This window comes from Pseudomonas sp. 3A(2025) (assembly GCF_054589175.1).
Genome location: NZ_BAAILM010000113.1, coordinates 1,033,626 through 1,052,563 on the forward strand (window position 1 = coordinate 1,033,626; position 18,938 = coordinate 1,052,563).

17 protein-coding genes and 2 pseudogenes are annotated in these 18,938 nt (G+C 61.5%); 2 read left to right on the forward strand and 17 right to left on the reverse strand.

Going from position 1 to position 18,938, the window contains the following annotated elements:
- The 15 genes and pseudogenes from ACYP2A_RS31430 to ACYP2A_RS31500 form a co-directional block, all read right to left on the reverse strand.
- Positions 1-2,832: phage tail tape measure protein (locus ACYP2A_RS31430; RefSeq protein WP_459749805.1), on the reverse strand; the 2,832-nt coding region annotated here is incomplete at its 3' end.
- 148 nt (positions 2,833-2,980) lie between these two features.
- A complete protein-coding gene (locus ACYP2A_RS31435) occupies positions 2,981-3,565 on the reverse strand; it encodes a phage tail assembly protein (RefSeq protein WP_459749806.1) in 585 nt (194 codons plus the stop codon).
- Positions 3,566-3,575: 10 nt separating this feature from the next.
- Positions 3,576-4,079: a phage major tail tube protein gene (locus ACYP2A_RS31440; RefSeq protein WP_459749807.1), complete on the reverse strand. Its 504-nt coding sequence runs from the start codon at positions 4,077-4,079 to the stop codon at positions 3,576-3,578.
- A 12-nt stretch (positions 4,080-4,091) separates the two neighbouring features.
- On the reverse strand, positions 4,092-5,252 hold the full coding sequence (locus tag ACYP2A_RS31445; protein WP_459749808.1) for a phage tail sheath subtilisin-like domain-containing protein: 1,161 nt from the start codon (positions 5,250-5,252) through the stop codon (positions 4,092-4,094).
- A gap of 86 nt (positions 5,253-5,338) precedes the next feature.
- Positions 5,339-6,025 (reverse strand): tail fiber assembly protein, encoded by a 687-nt coding sequence (locus ACYP2A_RS31450; protein ID WP_459749809.1) that lies wholly within the window; start codon positions 6,023-6,025, stop codon positions 5,339-5,341.
- 9 nt (positions 6,026-6,034) lie between these two features.
- Positions 6,035-9,880: a tail fiber protein gene (locus tag ACYP2A_RS31455; protein WP_459749856.1), complete on the reverse strand. Its 3,846-nt coding sequence runs from the start codon at positions 9,878-9,880 to the stop codon at positions 6,035-6,037.
- 60 nt (positions 9,881-9,940) lie between these two features.
- Positions 9,941-11,032, reverse strand: a pseudogene (locus ACYP2A_RS31460) (phage tail protein); the annotation flags it as partial.
- Positions 11,032-11,634, reverse strand: a complete 603-nt coding sequence (locus tag ACYP2A_RS31465; protein WP_459749810.1) for a phage tail protein I — start codon at positions 11,632-11,634, stop codon at positions 11,032-11,034. The gene ACYP2A_RS31465 and the pseudogene ACYP2A_RS31460, both read right to left, overlap by 1 nt.
- 2 nt (positions 11,635-11,636) lie before the next feature.
- Positions 11,637-12,515 (reverse strand): baseplate assembly protein, encoded by an 879-nt coding sequence (locus tag ACYP2A_RS31470; protein ID WP_459749811.1) that lies wholly within the window; start codon positions 12,513-12,515, stop codon positions 11,637-11,639.
- Positions 12,512-12,838, reverse strand: coding sequence for a GPW/gp25 family protein (locus tag ACYP2A_RS31475; RefSeq protein ID WP_459749812.1), 327 nt, complete (start codon positions 12,836-12,838; stop codon positions 12,512-12,514). Before ACYP2A_RS31475 ends, ACYP2A_RS31470 begins: the two co-directional genes overlap by 4 nt.
- Positions 12,839-12,948: 110 nt before the next feature.
- A complete protein-coding gene (locus ACYP2A_RS31480; RefSeq protein WP_459749813.1) occupies positions 12,949-13,239 on the reverse strand; it encodes a hypothetical protein in 291 nt (96 codons plus the stop codon).
- 8 nt (positions 13,240-13,247) lie between these two features.
- Positions 13,248-13,826, reverse strand: coding sequence for a phage baseplate assembly protein V (locus ACYP2A_RS31485; RefSeq protein WP_459749814.1), 579 nt, complete (start codon positions 13,824-13,826; stop codon positions 13,248-13,250).
- A complete protein-coding gene (locus ACYP2A_RS31490; protein WP_459749815.1) occupies positions 13,823-14,353 on the reverse strand; it encodes a hypothetical protein in 531 nt (176 codons plus the stop codon). Before ACYP2A_RS31490 ends, ACYP2A_RS31485 begins: the two co-directional genes overlap by 4 nt.
- 49 nt (positions 14,354-14,402) lie before the next feature.
- Complete coding sequence (locus tag ACYP2A_RS31495) at positions 14,403-14,729, reverse strand: phage holin, lambda family (RefSeq protein WP_459749816.1); 327 nt, start codon at positions 14,727-14,729, stop codon at positions 14,403-14,405.
- 458 nt (positions 14,730-15,187) lie between these two features.
- Positions 15,188-15,577, reverse strand: coding sequence for an antiterminator Q family protein (locus ACYP2A_RS31500; RefSeq protein WP_459749817.1), 390 nt, complete (start codon positions 15,575-15,577; stop codon positions 15,188-15,190).
- Between the two features lie 303 nt (positions 15,578-15,880).
- Here ACYP2A_RS31500 and ACYP2A_RS31505 point away from each other — a divergent pair, with 303 nt between their 5' ends.
- A complete protein-coding gene (locus tag ACYP2A_RS31505; protein ID WP_459749818.1) occupies positions 15,881-16,705 on the forward strand; it encodes an XRE family transcriptional regulator in 825 nt (274 codons plus the stop codon).
- Positions 16,706-16,763: 58 nt separating this feature from the next.
- Here ACYP2A_RS31505 and ACYP2A_RS31510 read toward each other — a convergent pair whose 3' ends face one another.
- On the reverse strand, positions 16,764-17,075 hold the full coding sequence (locus ACYP2A_RS31510) for a DUF1654 domain-containing protein (RefSeq protein ID WP_459749819.1): 312 nt from the start codon (positions 17,073-17,075) through the stop codon (positions 16,764-16,766).
- A 149-nt stretch (positions 17,076-17,224) separates the two neighbouring features.
- Entirely contained in the window at positions 17,225-18,196 is a 972-nt protein-coding gene (locus ACYP2A_RS31515) for an AraC-like ligand-binding domain-containing protein (RefSeq protein WP_459749820.1), read from the reverse strand.
- A gap of 167 nt (positions 18,197-18,363) precedes the next feature.
- Here ACYP2A_RS31515 and ACYP2A_RS31520 point away from each other — a divergent pair.
- Positions 18,364-18,816, forward strand: a pseudogene (locus ACYP2A_RS31520) (nitrilase); the annotation flags it as partial.
- Positions 18,817-18,938 lie beyond the last annotated feature (122 nt).

Genomic DNA, 18,938 nt, shown 5'->3' on the forward strand with positions numbered 1-18,938 from the left:
CACGCGCTGATTGTCAGGGCCTTGAGTGCTATCGGATGCATCCGAGGATGAGCTTGCAGCGCCGCCGCCCTTGAGGCCGTCAAGGTTGACCACGAACACCCGTTGCACGCCGCTCGCGGTTTCGCCAGAGGTATGACTGGCGGCATCACTGGCGGCGCTTTGACCCTGAACGGCATCCGCACTGCCGTTATCCACCGGGCTGTCGTCAGACGTCGCGGCGTCGGCCTGGCGGTTATCCGTGCTCGTGCTGCTGATCGATTCGCGCAGGGAATCGACGACCTTGAGGCTGGTGCCGACCAGATCGAAGCCGCCCTCTTCGCCTTCTTTGGGCTCGCCGCGCAGTTTGCCGGCAAACCTCAAACCGCCTTCAACCAGATCCAGGGCCAGTGAGCCCTTGCCGCCACCGCCCGCCTGAGCCCTGTTTTCCATGACTTCGCGGGCGGCAGCGATGCCTTTTTGCCCGATGTCGATGGGGTTGAACGTGTCTTGCTCACCGTCCTTGGGCTCGCCACGAACAGAACCTGCGACCTTAAGGCCACCCTCCAGCACATCCAGCGCCACCGAGCCCAGGCTTACCGGGTTGTCGCCACCTTGCGCGGTGTTTTTCTCAAGCACCTCGCGGGTGACGGCAAGGCTCTTGAAGCCCACATCGAACAGGTCGATGCCGCTTTTTTCGGCCGATGGCGAGGTGTCGCGCAGACTGTGCAAAGACGTCAGGGCACCTTCAAGCCTATCCACAACCACCAAGGGGCTGCTGCTCTGGGCGCTCACTTCATCAGGGGATGGTAGTGCAGCCGGGAGCGCGACCGGTTTGACGCTGATATCCGTTGTATCAACGGCCTGTGTCTCGGCTTCTTTTTCCGCGACGGCTTTTACCTCTTCACGGCGCGTATTCCGGCTGACAACCTTTTCGGTTAAAAACACCGTGCCGGCGGCCGCCAGCAGCTTGCCGCCCGCCTCCCGCCAGCCAGGACTGCTCGTTGTCGGGCGCGGGGCTGAACCGCTTTGCAGCCCTGCGCCATTGCCCGAAAAACCCAGCCCCGAGAAGCGCGTGACAAACCTGCCAGCAGGACTGACCGGCTGCGGGCGCGCTGTGTCCACAGGGCTCTGGACCGGTTGGCGGGCGGCCGGGATTTCATTGTCATGGCCCTTGCCGCGCCGGGCAGGCTTTTCAGTGTCTTTGCCGGGCGGGCCGGGCTCGGGTTCCGATTGCGCCTTGCTTTTGCCCCCCAGCGTACCTTTGGCGAAATTGAGCAATCCTTGCCCGAGCCGGTAAGCGGCAATGCCCTTGAACACCGCCAGTGCCGCCACCGCCACACCGGCCAGGCCCTGCACAACCCTGGGCGACTGTTCTGCCAGCGCGCCGACGCTGATCGCGACCTGCCGGACCGTATCGGCCACCACATCGGTGACCGGGCGCAGGCTGTCACCGATACTGCGCATGGCGTCATCGGTGGCATCGCCGGCTTCTTTCCATTTCTGCGACGAGGTTTCACGCCGCTCCCCCAGGTTCTGGTCAAGCAGCCCGCTGGCGTTCGCACCGCCGTTCTTGTATTGCTGGTAAAGCTGCTCGTTCTGCGCGGCACCGGCCAGCGCCACCTTGACCTGCACGTCGGCAAAGGCGTTACCGGTCAGCAGCGCCTGCTCCAGTGTCCTGAGCATCTGCCGGGCTTTCTCGGGGTCGGCCTGCTGGCTGATCCTTGCGCTGCCTTCGGCCATCTGCCGGGCTGTTTCCGGGCTGCTTTTCTCGATGTACTGGCGAGCCAGTGCAACGCTGGATTCCAGCGGCGAAAAGCCTTGCTGTTGCTGTGTCGCCAGTTCGGTGCGGTAATCGATGCCGACCGCCTTGTAGGCGCTGACCGTGTCCGTCGCACCGATGCCGGACACCCATGTCTTGAGTTCTGCACCGGCGGCGTCGGCATTGCCGGTCGATCGGGTCTGCACCTGCAACATCGCGCCGATCTGATTGACCGCCGCCAGCCCCGTGGTGCCTTGCTGGCTCAGCAACGGCAACAGTTCGGCAAGCCACTTGGCCATGTCGCCGGTTTCGAAATGCCCGGCCTGAGTCTGGTAGGCAATCGACTCCAGGGCTTTCTGCATATCCTGAGGCTCGGTTATCCCGGCCTGGTCCCGCAGGGCGCTGACGATTTTCGCGGTGTCATCCGCAGCGGCGCCCTGCCCGACCACAAATTTTGACGCCACCGGCGTGTATTGCAGGGCCTGTTTAAGGTCCATGCCTGCCGCAACCAGTTGGTTGAGCACACCGGCCACATCGTTGCGTGCCATGCCCGTATCACGGGAAATGGTAATGACCTGGCGCCCCAGTTCGCTTTCTTCAGGCTCATTGGCCACGCCGGCCTGAATCGCGATGCCGCGAATCAGGGCCTGATAATCGGCGCTGGCCTTGACCGGCACCTTGGCCATGCCAATGGCGCCGGAGACCTGCGAGGAGCTGGCCTGTAGTGCTTTCCAGCCGGTCTGGATCTGCTGCAGGCCCAGGCTTTGCTGCGCGCTTCTGCGCGCGGTATTGCCCAACAAACGGTAATGCTGCTCAAGCCTGTCGACCGCGACACCCTGCTCACGCAGGGTGCCAAGGTTGGCGTCCAGTTGCGTGCGCACCTCGCGGGCGTTCAGCGCATGGGTGGCACTGGCCTTGTTCGACTCGGTCCGCAAGCGCATCGTCTGACCGATGACGCGTTGCAGGGCCTGGGCTTCTTCACTTCTTTTTTTCAACGTGTCGACCCGGCTCTGCACCTCGCCGAGCGCCATGTCGACAATGGCACCGGCGACATCGTCGATCACATTCGTATCCGGAAATCCGCTATTGGCCATCGTCCCTCCTTAACGCCCGTACAGCCGGGTGGCTCAATCACTGAGCCACCAGACCATATCGGCGAATGACATGCCCTGAATCTCGCCGGCCGAGAAACCCAGCTCTTTGGCCAGGCGCTTGGCCAGCGACTTCTGGAAGCCGGGCGTGTCAAATCCCGTCTTCGTCGACCAGGCGAAAATAGGCGGCACGCAAGCGGCGATAATCGCGCAGCGTCAGCCCCTCCAGATCTTTCTCGTCAGCGTCGCAAAGGGCGGCAAACATCAACGCCTCCAGCCGCACGCTGTCGTCCCCGGCCCGCTCTTCGAGGGTGCGGCTCAACTCGATGGTCGGCGAGCGCATGGTCAGCGTGTTGACGGCAACGCCACCCACGCTGAGCGGTGCGCTGAGGTCGATCACTGTGCGCGCCAACGCCACATCGAGCCACGCAGGATTGGCTTCGCGGGTGTCTTCGGTCAGGCGCACATAAGCCGCCTGAAGGCGGCGATAATCGCGCACCTCCAGTTGGCCCAGGTCCGCCTCGCCGGTCTGGCACAGGCTGGCGAACAGCAATAGCTCATAGCGCGACTCGCTGTCGTTGGCCTGCGCCAGGGCGGCACGGTCCTGGCGAATGGTCGGCGACGCCATGCTCAGGCTGTCGACCTGCATACCGTTGATGGGCGTGGGCACACTCAGGGTGATCAGCGCCTGATCAGGCGCCAGTTGCAGCCAGTCAGGGCTTTTTTTCTCAGTCATGTGGCTTTCCTCAAATGCCCAGGATGGTGCGCATCCGCGACAGCTGGTCGACACCGTCGATCACCCGCACGCCGTTGACCGGATCGATCTCGTAGATCAGGCGGTCGTCGATTTCCAGCTTGTAGTAGCTCACGCTCAGGGCGAACTTGATTTCGGCCTTTTCGCCCGGTTTCCAGTCGCCGTTGTCGACCTCGCGGGCCATGCCACGCAGGGTCGCAACCACGCCTTTCCAGCCGCCTTTCTGGTCCTTGAACGCGCCACGGAACGAGCCGTTGAACGCGGTCTGGTCAGCCAGGCCGACGAACTTCAGTGCCTCGCGGCGCATGCCGTTGGTGCTGAAGGACGACTCGAGCTTTTGCAGGCCCATGTCGACGTCGATCTCGGCGTCCATGCCGCCTGCACGGTAGGCCTCGGCCTTGACCGAGATTTTCGGCAGGGTCAGTTGCGGGACATCGCCGGCCATCGACACGCCGTCGATGATCAGGTTGGTGTTGAACAGAATTTCTGGGGTCATGGGGGTCGCTCCTTAAGCGGCGTCGAGCACTTCGGTGAGGTAGTCGTCGGTGATCTCGACGAGGAAATTGGGGTTTTCAGCCGGCGGCACGTCGGTGAAGCGAATGCGCCAGTACACCTTGCCCTGCGCCAGTTCACTGGCCGTGGTCATCTCGGTGTCGGCATACACTTCAAAGTTGATCAGGGCACCCTGGCTCTTGAGGTCACGCATGAAGTTCTGCAGGCCCTCGGTCACGTCCTTGACGTAGGTCTTGGTGATGCCGCGGTCCACGGCCCATTTATGGCCGTAGAGAATCGCGTCCATGACCATGTCCAGGGTCCGCACGCGGGTGACGAACTGCCACTTCGCATCGCTGGACAGGGTGCGGTTGCCCCACAGGCGGTAACCGTCGTCACGGATGATCGTGGCGATGTTGGCGTTGTTGAGCAGGTTGGCGCGGCAGGTTTCGTCACCGTCCAGGAACTCGATCGGCCGGGTAGTGCCGGTGATGCCGGTGATTTCCTTGTTCGATGGCGAAGCCCAGAAGCCGTAAGCGGCGTCGGTCTGCGCGAACATGCCGGCGGTCCAGGCCGAAGCTGCGGCGTCGCGGGTCGCGTTCTGGTTGGTGTCCCAGTAGCGCACGCCCGGGTCGACCATGTAGGCGCGGCGGTCGCCGAAGCTGGCGGCATAGGCCAGGGCTTCTTCGTCGGTGCTGTTGGGACCGTCGATGATGGCAATCGCACGCAGGCGCTTGGCTAGGCTCAGCATCGCGGTGGCCACCGCCTGGGTCGCGGAATGCTTGGGGGCGATCAGCAAGCGCGGCTGGGCGTTGAAACGGCTTTTACCGTCCAGCAACGCCTGCAAGCCGGTGCGCTGACCATCGGGCAGGGTGCCGCCGATGATGGCCGAGGTTTGCGCCTCGTCGGTATCGGCCACGGCCACACCGACAGCCACCACCACCGCGCCGGCCTGACTGAAGATCGCCGCCAGCGCCCGGGTGATCGGCGCATCGGCGCCGAACGCCGCCGCCGCTTCGCGGTTACTGGTGATCAGGGTCGGTACATTGGGTTGGGCCCCGAGCTGCGCAGCCGGGGTGTAAAGGTCGACCAGGCCGATGATCGAAGAGGACGGCAGCGACAGGGTGCGGGCACCGTTATCGACTTCCGTGACGGTAACGCCGTGAAAAAAGCTCATAGAGGTAACTCCATAAATGAAAAAACCCGCACTAGGCGGGGTCGGGTGGGTGAAACATGTGTAGGGGCCGTTATCCGGCCCAAGGGTCAGTACGAAGCGTCAAAACCCTGTGCAGCCAGCCACGCCGCCGCGCCGGCAGCGTCGGGAGCGAGCGGCCAGGCATCGGCGGCAAGCCCGGCCGCGCCGGTGTCGACGCGGTTGAGCAGGATCGAATAGCGCTTCCAGTCATCAAGCGCCTGTTGCTCAGCCTCGGTGGCCATGTCGAGCTCGACCGCACGTTGCAACGTGCCGATCTGCTGCGACGCGTAGCCGGCCAGCCAGGCCTTGCGCTGCGCGTTATGCGCCTTGAACGCCTCAGGCTCCGGCGCCCAGCCATCGGCCTGCCAGGTATCGATGGGCGTGACGGGCACCAAGAGCGTTAAGCCATCAGCCAGCGGGCCGAGGTCTGTCACCTCGACCGGCTGCGCCGTCGCCTTGCTGTAAGCCTGTTGCCCACGCAGGTCTTGCACCTGATTCCAGGTAGTGCCATCAGCGCTGAGTACCGGCGCAAAGCCCTCCACTCGCTCGGGCGGCGCGATGATCGCGGCGCTGGCCGGAACGAGCCAGACGCCGGGCTCCAGCGGACTGGGGTCCGCGTGGATCAGCGTGAAGAACTCACGGGTGAGTGGATCGTAAGTGCACACCGCCGGCGCAGGCTCAGCACCGGGCAGCGTCCACCAGTCGCCCTGAGCGTCAGCGACGCTTGGGGTATCGGGGGTTTGGATGTCAGACATAGGGGTTCCTTACAGGTAGCGGATACAGGCGAGCAGCGCGATGTTGCGGGGACGGGCTTCTGGGCCGCCAGACGGGCTGACGGATATGGTGTGTGTATGAGCGCCAGCCGAAGTTGTCGGAAGGTTCAGGGGATCCTTATAAAAATCCTCATCCCCGTAGACCTGATTACCCTCGCCAGAAGCACGGTCCCCCTTAACGTTCACGGTGTGTGTATGCGCACCTGAGCTGGAAGAGGATGCAACGTGGTTATGCTCAGCGTTTTGCGAACCCTGTGCGCTACCGATTACCCGTCCTGTATCAATATTGCGACCATCGTCCAGGCCTCGAATGAACTCGGCACGCAGATCGGGCAGGTTGAACGTCGTAGAACCATTGCCGGTGCCGTAGGTTGTACCAATGGCAGCAAAGAGCACGGAGTAGGTAGTTCGCGACACTGCGGCACCGTTTGCTTTCAGGTACCCGTTCGGAGCAGAAGCCATCGCGAACATCGAAACCATCCCGGCTTCTGAAGGCCCGCCGGTGATCTTCGACCAGGGCACGGAGCCCGTCAGCAATTCACCGGACGAACCCCAAGCCAGAATCGTCGTACCGTTGAGCGTGATGTAGGGTGTGCCCGATGATCCGATCCGAATGGAACCGCCCACCTCCGAGCTGTTGGGATCACCGTTCAAACGTATCCAGTCACTGCCCCCCGTAATGTGCTCCAGGCGTGCCGGCGGCAGCATGCCGGCATCGATCATCGATGCATCGAGCTTCGATGTGCGCTTGATGACCTCAACCCACTCCAGCCATCCCGTGCTGGTATAGAAACGCTCCCAGGTTGTACCTGCGCCAGCAGCATTCGCGTTGGGGCTGAAGGTCTGTTTCACACCCGTGGTGCTGTAGCGCTCAATGAAGAGAGTCCCGTAAGCACTGATTCCCGCCGGGAACGTGCCTGTCGTTGGCGTGGTACCACCGATTGTCCGCCACAGCCCTGTTGGCTGGGTGTAGTCATCGACATTGGTCACCGTGACCGTATTACCGATGACGCCGAGGCCATTGGCGGCCAGGCCTTGCTGCAGCGCAGCCATCGTCGCGAGCTGCGTGCTGTTGGTCCCAACGGCGGCGGTGGGTGCGCTGGGAACGCCTGAGAACGCAGGCGAGTCCAGATTTGCAGACTCTTTCCAGGCACGCCACGTACCGCTCGACTTGGTTCGCCAGAAAAACCGGTCTGCGGAAGCAGTGGCATAGATCTGCAGCATCGCCGAGGTTCCGTTCCACGGTGTGTGTAGCAGAAAGCCATTTAGAGCCAAGGGTGTATTGGCGGTGCTGGTGGTCGAGGTGAAATAAAAGCCACTGGTTGTGAGCGAATCACAATCGGAAACGAGTGGTGCTGTTGACGTCCCCATTCCAAAAGCCGCAAGGGCCTGCTGTACAAATGAGGTGGTCGCAATCGCAGTACCACTGTCACCAACGGCCGGTGTTGGCGCTTTGGGCACACCGGTGAACGTCGGTGAATCGCTCAAGGCCAGGCTGGCCCACTCTGTGAAACCTGAGTAATCGTTACTGTCATCGGTTCGAAACCACAGCGTGCCATGAACCGATACAGCAAACTGCGTACGCTGTCCGGCTGCTTCGACTTGCCAGCCAATAGCGTCATAACCGGTTCCTGGAACCGCTCCGGCGGCCGTTGCCGAGAAGCCAAAAAAGCAGGCACCGCGCAGCACATTCAAGTCAGCCACATTCGGTGCTTTATTGCCCAGCCCGACACTCGACAATAGCGTCTGTACAAAGGCGGTTGTGGCCAGCTGTGTCGTGCTGGTACCTACCGCTGCGGTCGGTGCGGTCGGTGTGCCGTTCAGTGCCGGTGAAACCAAAGGTGCCTTGCCGGACAACTGGCTCAGGATGGTTGTCGAGAAATTCGCATCGTTACCCAGTGCTGCTGCCAGTTCACTGAGCTGATTCAGTGTCGAGGGCGCAGACCCCACCAGAGCCGCTACAGCCGCCTGCACAAATGCTGTGGTAGCCAGTTGTGTATTGCTAGTGCCCGTTACCGCCGTCGGCGCAGTCGGGGTGCCGGTCAATGCAGGTGAATTGAGATTCGCCGAGCATTGCCAGTCCGACCATCCCGTTGAAGTCGTACACACGCGTGTCCAGACCGTACCAGCCCCGGTGACATTACCCACAGGAGTAAAGGTCTGCTTGAGTGCCCCAGCGTTATAGCGCTCAACAAGAATGTGCGCAAAGCTCGATACACCGACGGGAAAGGTACCGGTTGTAGCCGTCGAATTGCTCTTGTAGAAGCCCGACTCGGTTGTCGTGGCGTCAAGGTTGGCCAATACCGTGACTTCACCCGTAGCCCCCAGGCCGATCGACGCCAGCGTTGCTCTTACATGCGCGGTCGTGGCCAGTTGCGAGGTGTTGGTCCCCACGTCAGCTGTCGGTGCCGTTGGCGTGCCAGTCAGCGCAGGTGAGTCGAGCTTGCCGACTTCACGCCAGCTACTCCAGACACTGCTGGAACTGCCACGCCAGAACAATCGTGCATTGGCGGTCGAACTAAAAACACCGACGATCTGCACAGCAGCCGCATTGCTGTAGGTCAGGTGCAAAACCGCACTGCTTGAGGGAAACGGCAGGTTGGCTGCATCGCTGTTCGCCCTGTACAAGCCGCCCTTTGCAAGGGTGTCGAGATCACTGATCAATGGCGCGACCTGAGCCCCGACACCGAATGCAGCCATGCCCTGCAGCAGCGCCGCCATGGTCGCAAGTTGCGAGCTATCGGTTCCAACCGCTGCCGTCGGCGCGGTTGGCGTACCACTAAGGGCAGGCGACTCGACACTGGCCGACTGCACCCAGGGCGACGCTGCGCCGTTGTGGATAGAGCGTGTCCAGACCTGCCCGGTGTTGTATTCGTGATACTGCTGGTTGACGAAGGTGCCACTGCCGCGCTTGACCGTCAGCGTCCCGGCGGTGGCTTTCGGGTAGTTCAACAGCAATGTGGCATTGGCCACCAACGGCTGTGCATACACCCCATAGGTCAGCACTGTATTCAGGTCGGTCCCGGCCGCCAGTGTGTTGCTGTTGGTCGAGCCCGGCGCGATACCCAGCGATGCCAGCAAGGCCTGCACAAATGCGGTGGTCGCAATCGAGGTGTCGTTATCGGTGATCGCCGGCGTCGGTGCTTTCGGGTCACCGCTGAACACGGGCGAATCGACACTGGCCGACTGCAGCCACGACGACGCGACGCCGTTGTGGATCGAGCGCGTCCAGACTTGCCCGGTGTTGTATTCCTGGTACTGCTGGTTGACGAAGGTGCCACTGCCACGCTTGACCGTCAGCGTTCCAGCGGTGGCTTTCGGGTAGTTCAACGCCAACGTGGCATTGGCCACCAACGGCTGCGCATACACCCCATAGGTCAGCACCGTATTCAGGTCGGTTCCGGTGGCCAACGTATTACTGTTGACCAGACTCGGGCCGATCCCGAGCGATGCCAGTACAGCCTGCACAAATGCGGTTGTCGCAATCGAGGTGTCGTTATCGTCAATTTCTGGCGTCGGGGCCTTAGGATTACCTGTCAGGGTCGGAGAGAGCAAAGGTGCCTTTGCCGCCAGCATGTTGATGACCGAGGTCGAAAAGTTGGCATCGTTACCCAGCGCCGCCGCCAGTTCGTTCAACTGATTCAGCGCCTCTGGCGCCGAGCCTACCAGCGCAGATAAAGCCGCCTGGACAAAAGCAGTTGTGGCCAGTTGTGTGCTGTTGCTGCCCGCTATCGCCGTAGGTGCTCGAGGTACCCCGGTCAATGTCGGCGAGTCAGTCAGGGCCAGACTGAACCACTCCGAAAACCCGGAATAATCCATGCTGTCGTCAGTACGCATCCAGATCGTTCCCACCGCCAACACAGCAAACTGTGTCCGCTGGCCAAAGGCTTCGACCTGCCATCCAATCGCGTCGTAACTTGCACCAGGCGCAGCGCCGACAGCGGTGTTATTGAACCCGAAAAAGCAGGTGCCACGCAGCGCATCCAGATCACTGACAGTCGCTGCCTTACTGCTAAGGCCGAACGATGCCATGCCCTGTAGTAGCGCAGCCATCGTAGCAATCTGCGTACTGTTGGTCCCGACAGCTGCCGTCGGCGCAGTCGGTGTTCCCGTCAGCGCCGGCGATGCCAGCGGTGCCTTGGTTGCCAGCAAGGCGTCTACCTTGATCGCGGTGTACCACTGCTGAAAGGCCAGCGCTGTGGCGCCCACCGTGATAGGCGCATTGGTGCTCAGAAACCAGAACGTGTCGGCGTTCGTGGTCCCGGCCTCGACGCCGACTTCCAGCATCGGCGTCACATCCACATTGCTGTCGGCGTCAGCGGTACGCGGCCAGGAGCCGGTCGCGGCGGTGTACAGGCCGTTCTGACTGGCGGTGGACTGGTCTTTGACCAGGACCCGGTCGCCGGCCACCACGGTAACGCCGTCGATGGCTTGCAGACCACTGAGGATGATGTTTGCCGTGGTCGCGACGCGGACCGATTTCTTGTGGTCGAGCTTGTTGATCTCGGCGGCCACGGTCTGATCGACATAGGCCCGTGAGGCCATGACCACGGTGGGGTCGATCTTCAGCTCGACGGTGGCCGAGTTGCTGACCACCAGGTTGATCCGTACCGTCTGTGTCCGTCCCGACCCTTGAGCCAGCAGCGGTTTGAACGAGGGCGGGCAGTTGGCGATTGCCACCAGCGCGCCGTCGCTGTCGTACAGCCCCAGTTCACGAATCCAGAAGCCGCCTATTTCGGCCGGCAGAATCTGCTCGGCGACGATCACCGCCGCGTTGCCGGGGTCCACCGACAGCGCGTTAAGCGGCGCGCGGCGTTTCTCGTTGATCAGGCGGGTTTGTGTCGGGCTGGGCAACGGCTCGGTGCCGTTGGCATCGCCGATGCCCATATGAGTGATTTTCCACGCCACGCCGAGTGCATCGGCATTGGCCTGCTTGGCCGCCCCCACGTTAGTGAGGATGGCGTAATACTGCGAGGTCTGGTCGGCCATCAGTACACGTCCAAATAGTCGATTGAAGTTTCCCGGCCGTTACGGCCGATGCTGCCGGTGACCTCGATGTCACGAGGTTCCGGCGGATAGATTTCGAGGATTTCACCGTCCAGGGTGCGGCCCCCGAAGTGCAGGGTTCCGGTGGTCTGCAGGCTGATATCCAGGCCGATCATGTGCCTGGAAACCGGCCGGGCATCGTCGATCAGCCAGGTCAGTTCGCCGTACATGCGCTCGGTGATGCCGGTGTCCTGAACGCCGATCTGCAGGGCGAACGTGCCCGGTTTACCCATGGGATCGAGCTGGAACCATTCGACCACCTTGAGCAGATAACCAAAGGGCTCCACCACGGTACGAATCGCCGCGATGGTGCCTTTGCGCCGATGCACGTAATAGGCATTGCGGCACGCGGCGCGCTTGGTCGCCTCGGGCCATTCATCGTCCCAGCGGTCCACCGACCAGGCCCAGGCCAGCATCGGCAACATCTGTACCGGGCAAGTGTCGGGGTTGTAGAGCGTGCGCAGCGGGTTATCGAGGTCATGCCGAAAACCCGCTGCCACGGCCCGTTCAAGCGGTGTGCTGTTGAGGGGGAGCAAGTCGGCCATGGCTACACCACGCCCTTGCCGATCGTCACCCGGGTGCAATACGCCGCCTGGGCAGCGGTGGGCTTGATGTCGGTCCAGCCGGTCAGCTCGACCCAGGCCACCCCGTCGATGTGCAGCAGCGCATCGATACCGGAGCGCGCCACCGTAATCCCCAGGCGGCGCCGTGGGTTGATCGAGGCCAAGAGGTTCTGCCGGGCAGTGGCCAGAATGGTTTCGTTCTCAGGCCCGCTGCCCTGCATGTAAACCGTGGCGTTGATCTGATAAGGAATCACCTGCACGCCCTGCACGGTCACCCGGTCGCCCAAGGGCCGTACGCGGTCGTCATTCAGTGCCGCGGCCACGGTGTCGAGCAGTGCCTGATCGACGGAGCCGTCACCATTGAGGTGCTGTACCGTCACCACCACGCTGGCCGGTGACGGACTTTCAGCCGAAGCATCGCCCACCAGCGCCGACGCATTGCGGGCGTGCAGGATGTAGCTGTTGCGAGGCCCGGCGGTGGTCAGCCCTTCGAAGATCAGCTGGATGCGCTCCCGGTAAGCGTCATCCTCTTCAAGAATCAGCTCCAGGCGTGGCACCACGCTGTTGTCTGCCGGTTGCACCACCAGACGCTGGACGTCGTAATTGGCGCCGATCTGGTCCAGATCGTTGCCCGAGGCGTAGGCCAGCATCAAGGCCTTGGCTGCGTCGTTGATCCGCGCCCGGCTCATCAGGGTCTGGTAAGCCCCTTCTTCCAGCAGCTTGACCACCGGATCGGACTCCAGGGCGGCGTCCCAGTTATCGCCCATGGCGGTGCGAAAGTTGCCCAGCGCCTCTTGGTACAAAGCTTCAAAATCCAGGTCCTCGAGGACCTCCGGCGCCGGTAATTGGCTCAGATCGATCATGCGGTTACCTCCATGGATAGGTCATTGCCGGCATAACGGCCTGAAAGCAGCAGCGTGATACGCCCCTCGACCACCGCCAGAACCTTGACCCGGTCCAGCGCAATGCGCGGTTCCCAGCGGCCCAGGGCGCGAGCGACTTCAGCCTGTACCGCGCTTTTCCAGCCCTCGTTGACCGGCAGGTCGACGAAGCGGCGGATGCGGCTGCCGTATTCGGGCCTCATCCGCCGGCTGCCCAGCGGCGTGGTCAGAATGTCTTCGATCGACTGCTTGAGATGGGTCAGGCCAGAAATGGGCTGTCCGGTGCGGCGCTCCATTCCGATCATCGCCGGTCACTCCTGCAGGCACAGGCGGCCCGGGTTTTCTTGCTCGCCATGGGTTCCTCCAGGCATGAAAAAGCCCGCACATGGCGGGCTGGACGGGGTTGAAAAAAGACTCAGGCGATCACGCCTCGAAGCGCATTGGCGACCTGCTCGGCCGTGGCCTCACCGTGCACGGCGACATTGATGACCGTGCCCTTGGCCCACTGGTGTGGCACGAACTGGCCGCCACTCAGGGCCATGACCATGCCTTCGGCCATTACGTCCGGGTCGTTGTCGCCAGTGAACAGACGTCGCCAGAAATCACGCATCCGGTGCGCGTCGTAAGACTGGGTAATCTGGCGCTGAACGATCTGCGCCAGCATGAGGCTGCCCATGCCATCGATCGGGCCTTTGGCGTCATCCATCAGGCACCTCAGTGTTTGTGATTGGCAGTGTTGCCGGCGGTGTCGATGATACGTGCGCCGCCAATGATGTCGGCGCTGACCGTCAGCGGGCCGGTGATGGCAACCTGTCCGGCGATAGAGACATCGCCAGTGATCGAAACCTTGCCGGTGAGGTTGATCGTGCTGTCGGTGATCGAGAGCTGCGAAGAGCCGACCCGCACCAGCACCTGCCCGCTGGGCACGGCAATGGTGTAGGTCCTGGCCTTCCAGTCGTAGACCAGCGAGCCGCCGTCGTCGAATGCCCAGGCCTCGACGTGATCACGGTTATCCGGCGCAGACCCTGCGGCGCTGTACAGCCCCGGCACGAACGTACCCAGGGCCGGGTTACCGCTCGGGCTGACCAGCATGCCCTGCTCGCCCAGGCTGGGTGCGCGAAAGTGCCGCGCCTTGCCGGCGGCCTGGCTGTGCCAGCGCACCCAGGTGCTGGTCCATTGACCATTGCTGACCCGGCACACCGGCGGTGAGGCGCCCAGATCGACCGCCACCACCGCGCACGGCATCAGTACGCCGGCCAGCATGCGGTCGTGTTCGGCGCTGGCAAAGCTCACGATGCTCCTCCTTGCGCAGCCTCGCTGGCCGGGTCGTATTGCTCGGGCGAGCCGCTGCTTGAGGCAGGCTCGATATTGAACAGAATCCGCTGCGACTCATCTGTCCACTCGGCCAACTGACCGATGTACAGCGTGTGCCCCCAATCGACCGCCCAGACCGTATAGGCGTCCAGAGCAGGTGTCGAGGTATCCGGCCAGGCCCACACATCGCGGGCCGCTTCGACGAACTCAAGCCCCCAGTTCTGCGCATCCAGCAACTCGCTCAGTTGCGCGGCCAGAATGGCGGCCTGCAAGGACGCGCGCTCGCCGCTGGCATCGACCAGAAGATGCGCCCTGAATCGCGCCTCTATAGCGGTCTTGCCGGTGCCGTTGTCGGTGGTCGAGCGCATGTTGGCCAGGGCAAACAAGGCCGCCGGCACCGGCACTTGTCGGTCGGGCAACGTGAAGGCTTCGACATGCGCCAGCTGCGGCATCGCGGCACGCAGCACCTGCTCGATCGCGTCATGTAACGTCGTCAATTCATGCATGGCTGAAAGTCATCCTTTTAGTGAGTGGGCCGCACCATCAGGGTGATGGTCAGCTGGCGTTGATCTTGCGTTCGGCCCATCGATTGGCCAGGGCCCGAACACGCTCGACGCCCAGAAACCCCAACGCGCCGCCTGCGAATGTCGCCATGCCCTGCGGCAGGCTCGCCCAGTCCAGCAGCGGCACCAGGCACAGCGTCAGGCAACCGCAGAGCATGCCCTCGAAGGCCATCTGCCGGGCCGGGCCGCGTCCATAAGCGACGCGCAGCACCGCCACCGCCGTCGACATCGCGGCGGCGTAGAGTTGAGGTTGATGAGTTGCGAGCCACGCCAGCAGCGCAGCCCAGAAAACCGGATCTTTTTCGGGCATAGGGGTCATCTCGATACCCCACTGCGGGGGCGCTGTGAAAATGAAAAAGCCCCGGCATCGGGCCAGGGCTTTTGGGGGTAATAAGGTGGGGGGGTATCAATCGTTGTTCATGCAGTGCCAGTCTGTATTGTCGACTGGACATGCTGCTATAAAAACAACCGTTTATCCGCGTGGAAAGCGTTTTCTCAAAAAATCTTCGACATTTTTTCAAGTGCCTTTAAAGCAAAAACCCCGACTCAATGGCCGGGGTTTGTCTATGCCCTGTTGCGTTATCAACTGGGCACGCTGCTATAAAAACAGGTGGTTATCCGCGTGGAAAGCGTTTATTCAAAAAATCTTCAGCGCATTATCAAGTGCCTGTAAAGCAAAAACCCCGACTCAATGGCCGGGGTTTGTCTGCGCCCTGTTGCGTTATCGCCTGGGCACGCTGCTATAAAAACAGGTGGTTATCCGCGTGGAAAGCATTTTTATGCAGCTTCGCGAAGATTCTCCAGCGCGGCATCGATCCAGGCCACGCCGGCCTTGATCAACTCGCGGGCCTTGGCTTCACCTAACCCTGCTTCTTTACCAATGCGCAGCGCCGGGTATTTAGCGCCGAAGTACAACCAGACGAAGTCGCCCATCTGCTGGTCGCGCTTGCTCAGCCTGGCCACGGCCTGGTCAATCACCAGTGCCAGGTCGTCGCTCAGCGTATAAGCCTTGATGCCACCCTGGCTGGGCGTGTTGTCGCGAATCAACGCATATAAAGGCGAGATGTAGCGCGGCAGGCCAACCCCGTCCATCCGCCACCAGCCCCACTGTTCGAGCAGCCACTCGGTATCGCCCATCGGCTTGCCGGAATAAGTACGCTTCTTCATACGGCGCTCCGCAGCACTGGTCGTTCATTCGGATATTTGCGCGGCCATGCCGCAACGAGATGACTCATGTTGATCTCTCCACTTCCCGTACGGTGCCCGGCGAAGGGGCGACCTGTTTGTCTGTGTGTATCGTTCGAAAAGCCGCTGGCGGCTCGACAACGTAGTTCCTGGCCAATCACCTGATCGAAGCGATCAGTAAAAAATCCGGATCATCAAACTACCCTTTTCAAAGGAATGCCTTTATTCTATTTAAAAGGTATACCTTTTTGCAAGCCCAAAGGCCAGCCATTAAATTGAGTCGCTATGGAACTTAAAGACCGCCTTAAATACGCCCGAAAACAGGCACACCTTTCTCAGTCGGAGCTCGCCGAGCGCGCCGGTATCAAGCAGGCTTCCGTGTCGGAAATCGAACGCGGCCTGTCACGAACCAGCGGCTATCTGGTGAAAATCGCACAGATCTGTGGCGTCAATCCCGTCTGGCTCGCCGAAGGCAGCGGCGTGCCGGGCAATGACCCGGCCGCTCCTGCGCCTCACGCAGCCGACACCGCCAGCCACTCGGTCGACCAGGTGCGCTCGATGCTCGCCAGGATCGGTAATGGCCTGTCGCAGGAGGCGCGAAACAAGATTCTTGCCGCCGTAGACGAGACCGCCCCGCATGACAGCACGCCCGTGCCCGCCGACATTTCCAACCTGCGGCCACGCAGGGACGAAATCCTGATCCCGCAATACGACATACGCGCAGCGATGGGTCACGGCCAGGTACCGGCCGACTACAACGAGGCCATCCGCAACCTGGTGGTGCGTGAAGACGTGTTGCAAGGCAAGGGCGTCAGCTACACCTCTACCTCGGCCCTGGCAGTGATCACCGGCTGGGGCCAGAGCATGGAGGGCACGATCAATGACAAGGACCCGGTGATTGTCGATCGCGGCGTCAACGAGTTCATTGGCGAGGGGATTTACGTGATCACCTGGCACGGCCTGCTGTACATCAAAAGGATGCAGATTCTTGATGCCGAGCACTTCTGGCTGATCTCCGACAACACGCATCACAAAGACCAGCAGGCCAGAATCGAGGACGTCACGATTCACGCCAAAGTCCTGTTGATCCTCAATGTGAACAAGGCCTGAAGGCGGCTGTTCAACGGCCAGGCCCCTCATCGGCAAGCTACGCACCCGATCTCGTCCTTTAAAACGGCGCGACATCGGGGGCCGCTTGCAGGTCGTTCTCGTCGATCACCCGGTCGGCTTCGGTCGGCGCATGCCAGGTCAGCAGCACAGTACCGTCGTCGTTGAAGGTCATCTCCAGTCCATCGGTTTCGAGCAGCAGTTCCATGACCCTTTCCCACGCTTGATCGGTGTCAGTGTCCAGCCGGTGGATGACCGCTGAACGCCTGAGCTGTGCCTGGGGAGAATTGATCATTTCCGAGACCCTGAGCATTAAACGCTCTATCCCGGTCATTTCCTGACGATCTGACGACTGCTGCTGTGCTCTGTCCATGGATTCCCCGACTCGATACTGTATGAATAACCAGTTACGTACAGAGTATCCAGAAATTTCACCAGAGTGCCAGCACTGGAATAAATAAAGGTAAACCTTTAATAAAGACTATAAAGATTCAATGGCCATGAATTGGCCATCAGCATTGATCACGCTTCTGTTTTGCTGCTTTTAAAGAGGTGCCCGGCCACTCGATATTCGCGTGCGGTCATGCCAAAGCCCTTGCGAAACACCCGGCTGAAATACGCCATATCGCTGAACCCCCAGCGATAGGCAATCTCGCTGATCTGCCGTGTGGCCAACAGCGGCTCCCGTAAATCCCGCGCACAGCGCTGCAAGCGTGACGCCAGCAAATAGCGGCCAAACGAGGTCTGCTCTTCCTGAAACAGGCTGTTGATGTAGCGGGCGCTGATGCCAAAGCGGCTGCTGACGCTGGCCAGCGACAGGTCGGTATCGCCCAGTTGCCCCTGAATGAAATCCTTGATGCGCAACAACAGGGCGCTGCTTCGAAAGCCTTGCACTTCGCCCTTGACCCGCTCGGACAAGGCCATCGCCAGCAGGTCCAGGCCTTGCTCGACCAGGCGCGCCTGTTGTGTTTCGGCCACCTGGTTTTCCAGGCTGGGCAGGCCGGCAAGAAAGTCGAACACCAAACGGTCCAGAGGGTTGTTGCGTGACATCGGTAACGCGGTCAGGTACTCCAGGTTACACAGGCGTTGCTGCAAACTGTTACGCGGGATCTGCACCACGGTCTGGCGAAATGCACCATCGAAGTGCAGTTGATACGGGCGGCGGGTGTCGTAGATGGCAAAGTCGCCGACCTCCAGCTGCGCCTCGCGGCCTTCTTGCGACACTCGCGCGCGGCCTTCGAGGGCTAGGCTGACCAGCACGAATTCCTGATCGCTGCGGGCAATCCGCGAGGCGTCTCGGACAACGGTTTGCTGCCCGGCCTGCACCTCGACCAGCGCCAGTTCGCCGAGGCTGTGCGATTGCAGGCGGCCATGAAAATGCTGCCGGTCCGGGAAGTCGCACCCCAGCGGCACAAAGGTGTTGCAGACCACTTCCTGCCAGTATTCGGCGCGGTCCTGCGCGGCGATGGTGTGGGTATCGAATGAGATATTCATGGCGCTCAACCTGCATTTCGAAGCGTTGTGCCGAAAAAGATGCAATTGCGGAACCACTCCCGCCCTCACCTCCCAGCCAGTCAATAAGCACTTCCTTTTGGTCCTAATGCCGCCCCTGAATCCGCGCATAGCCTGTGGTCACTTACCCGCCACTGGAATCGACCGCGATGCAAACCCCACTGAAAGTTGCCTGTGTACAAGCCGCCCCGGTGTTTCTGGATCTGGACGCCACGGTGGATAAAACCATCGCCCTGATCAAACAGGCCGCCGCCGAAGGGGCTGGTCTGATTGCCTTCCCGGAAACCTGGATTCCGGGCTATCCGTGGTTTCTGTGGCTGGATGCGCCGGCCTGGAACATGCCGCTGGTGTACCGCTACCACCAGAACTCGCTGGTGCTCGACAGCCCGCAGGCGCGGCGCATCAGCGAGGCGGCACGTGAAGCCGGTATCTATGTGGTGCTGGGCCATAGCGAGCGCAGCAAGGGTTCGCTGTACATCGGCCAGTGGATCATCGATGACAAGGGCGAAACCGTCGGCGTGCGCCGCAAGCTCAAGGCCACCCATGTGGAACGCACTTTGTTCGGCGAAAGCGACGGTTCCTCCTTACGCACCTTCGACACTGATCTGGTCAACTGATTCCGGACACAGTTATAGGAGCTAGGCCGCCAGCCTTTCCTGATCGGCCGGCGTGCGGTATTCGTTGTAGCTGTGGAGCCTGACCTGGTTGTAATGGTGGATGACAT

Excerpts from the sequence above, each read along its gene's own strand:
- ACYP2A_RS31480 (WP_459749813.1), bottom strand. The coding sequence starts at position 13,239 with ATGGATGACGCCAAAGGCCCGATCGATGGCATGGGCAGCCTCATGCTG.
- ACYP2A_RS31510 (WP_459749819.1), bottom strand. The coding sequence starts at position 17,075 with ATGGACAGAGCACAGCAGCAGTCGTCAGATCGTCAGGAAATGACCGGG.
- ACYP2A_RS31450 (WP_459749809.1), bottom strand. The coding sequence starts at position 6,025 with ATGTCTGACATCCAAACCCCCGATACCCCAAGCGTCGCTGACGCTCAG.
- ACYP2A_RS31440 (WP_459749807.1), bottom strand. The coding sequence starts at position 4,079 with ATGACCCCAGAAATTCTGTTCAACACCAACCTGATCATCGACGGCGTG.
- ACYP2A_RS31475 (WP_459749812.1), bottom strand. The coding sequence starts at position 12,838 with ATGATCGGAATGGAGCGCCGCACCGGACAGCCCATTTCTGGCCTGACC.
- ACYP2A_RS31500 (WP_459749817.1), bottom strand. The coding sequence starts at position 15,577 with ATGAAGAAGCGTACTTATTCCGGCAAGCCGATGGGCGATACCGAGTGG.
- ACYP2A_RS31490 (WP_459749815.1), bottom strand. The coding sequence starts at position 14,353 with ATGCATGAATTGACGACGTTACATGACGCGATCGAGCAGGTGCTGCGT.
- ACYP2A_RS31495 (WP_459749816.1), bottom strand. The coding sequence starts at position 14,729 with ATGACCCCTATGCCCGAAAAAGATCCGGTTTTCTGGGCTGCGCTGCTG.
- ACYP2A_RS31445 (WP_459749808.1), bottom strand. The coding sequence starts at position 5,252 with ATGAGCTTTTTTCACGGCGTTACCGTCACGGAAGTCGATAACGGTGCC.
- ACYP2A_RS31515 (WP_459749820.1), bottom strand. The coding sequence starts at position 18,196 with ATGAATATCTCATTCGATACCCACACCATCGCCGCGCAGGACCGCGCC.
- ACYP2A_RS31505 (WP_459749818.1), top strand. The coding sequence starts at position 15,881 with ATGGAACTTAAAGACCGCCTTAAATACGCCCGAAAACAGGCACACCTT.
- ACYP2A_RS31455 (WP_459749856.1), bottom strand. The coding sequence starts at position 9,880 with ATGCGTACTGACGACAGCATGGATTATTCCGGGTTTTCGGAGTGGTTC.
- ACYP2A_RS31465 (WP_459749810.1), bottom strand. The coding sequence starts at position 11,634 with ATGGCCGACTTGCTCCCCCTCAACAGCACACCGCTTGAACGGGCCGTG.
- ACYP2A_RS31435 (WP_459749806.1), bottom strand. The coding sequence starts at position 3,565 with ATGACTGAGAAAAAAAGCCCTGACTGGCTGCAACTGGCGCCTGATCAG.
- ACYP2A_RS31470 (WP_459749811.1), bottom strand. The coding sequence starts at position 12,515 with ATGATCGATCTGAGCCAATTACCGGCGCCGGAGGTCCTCGAGGACCTG.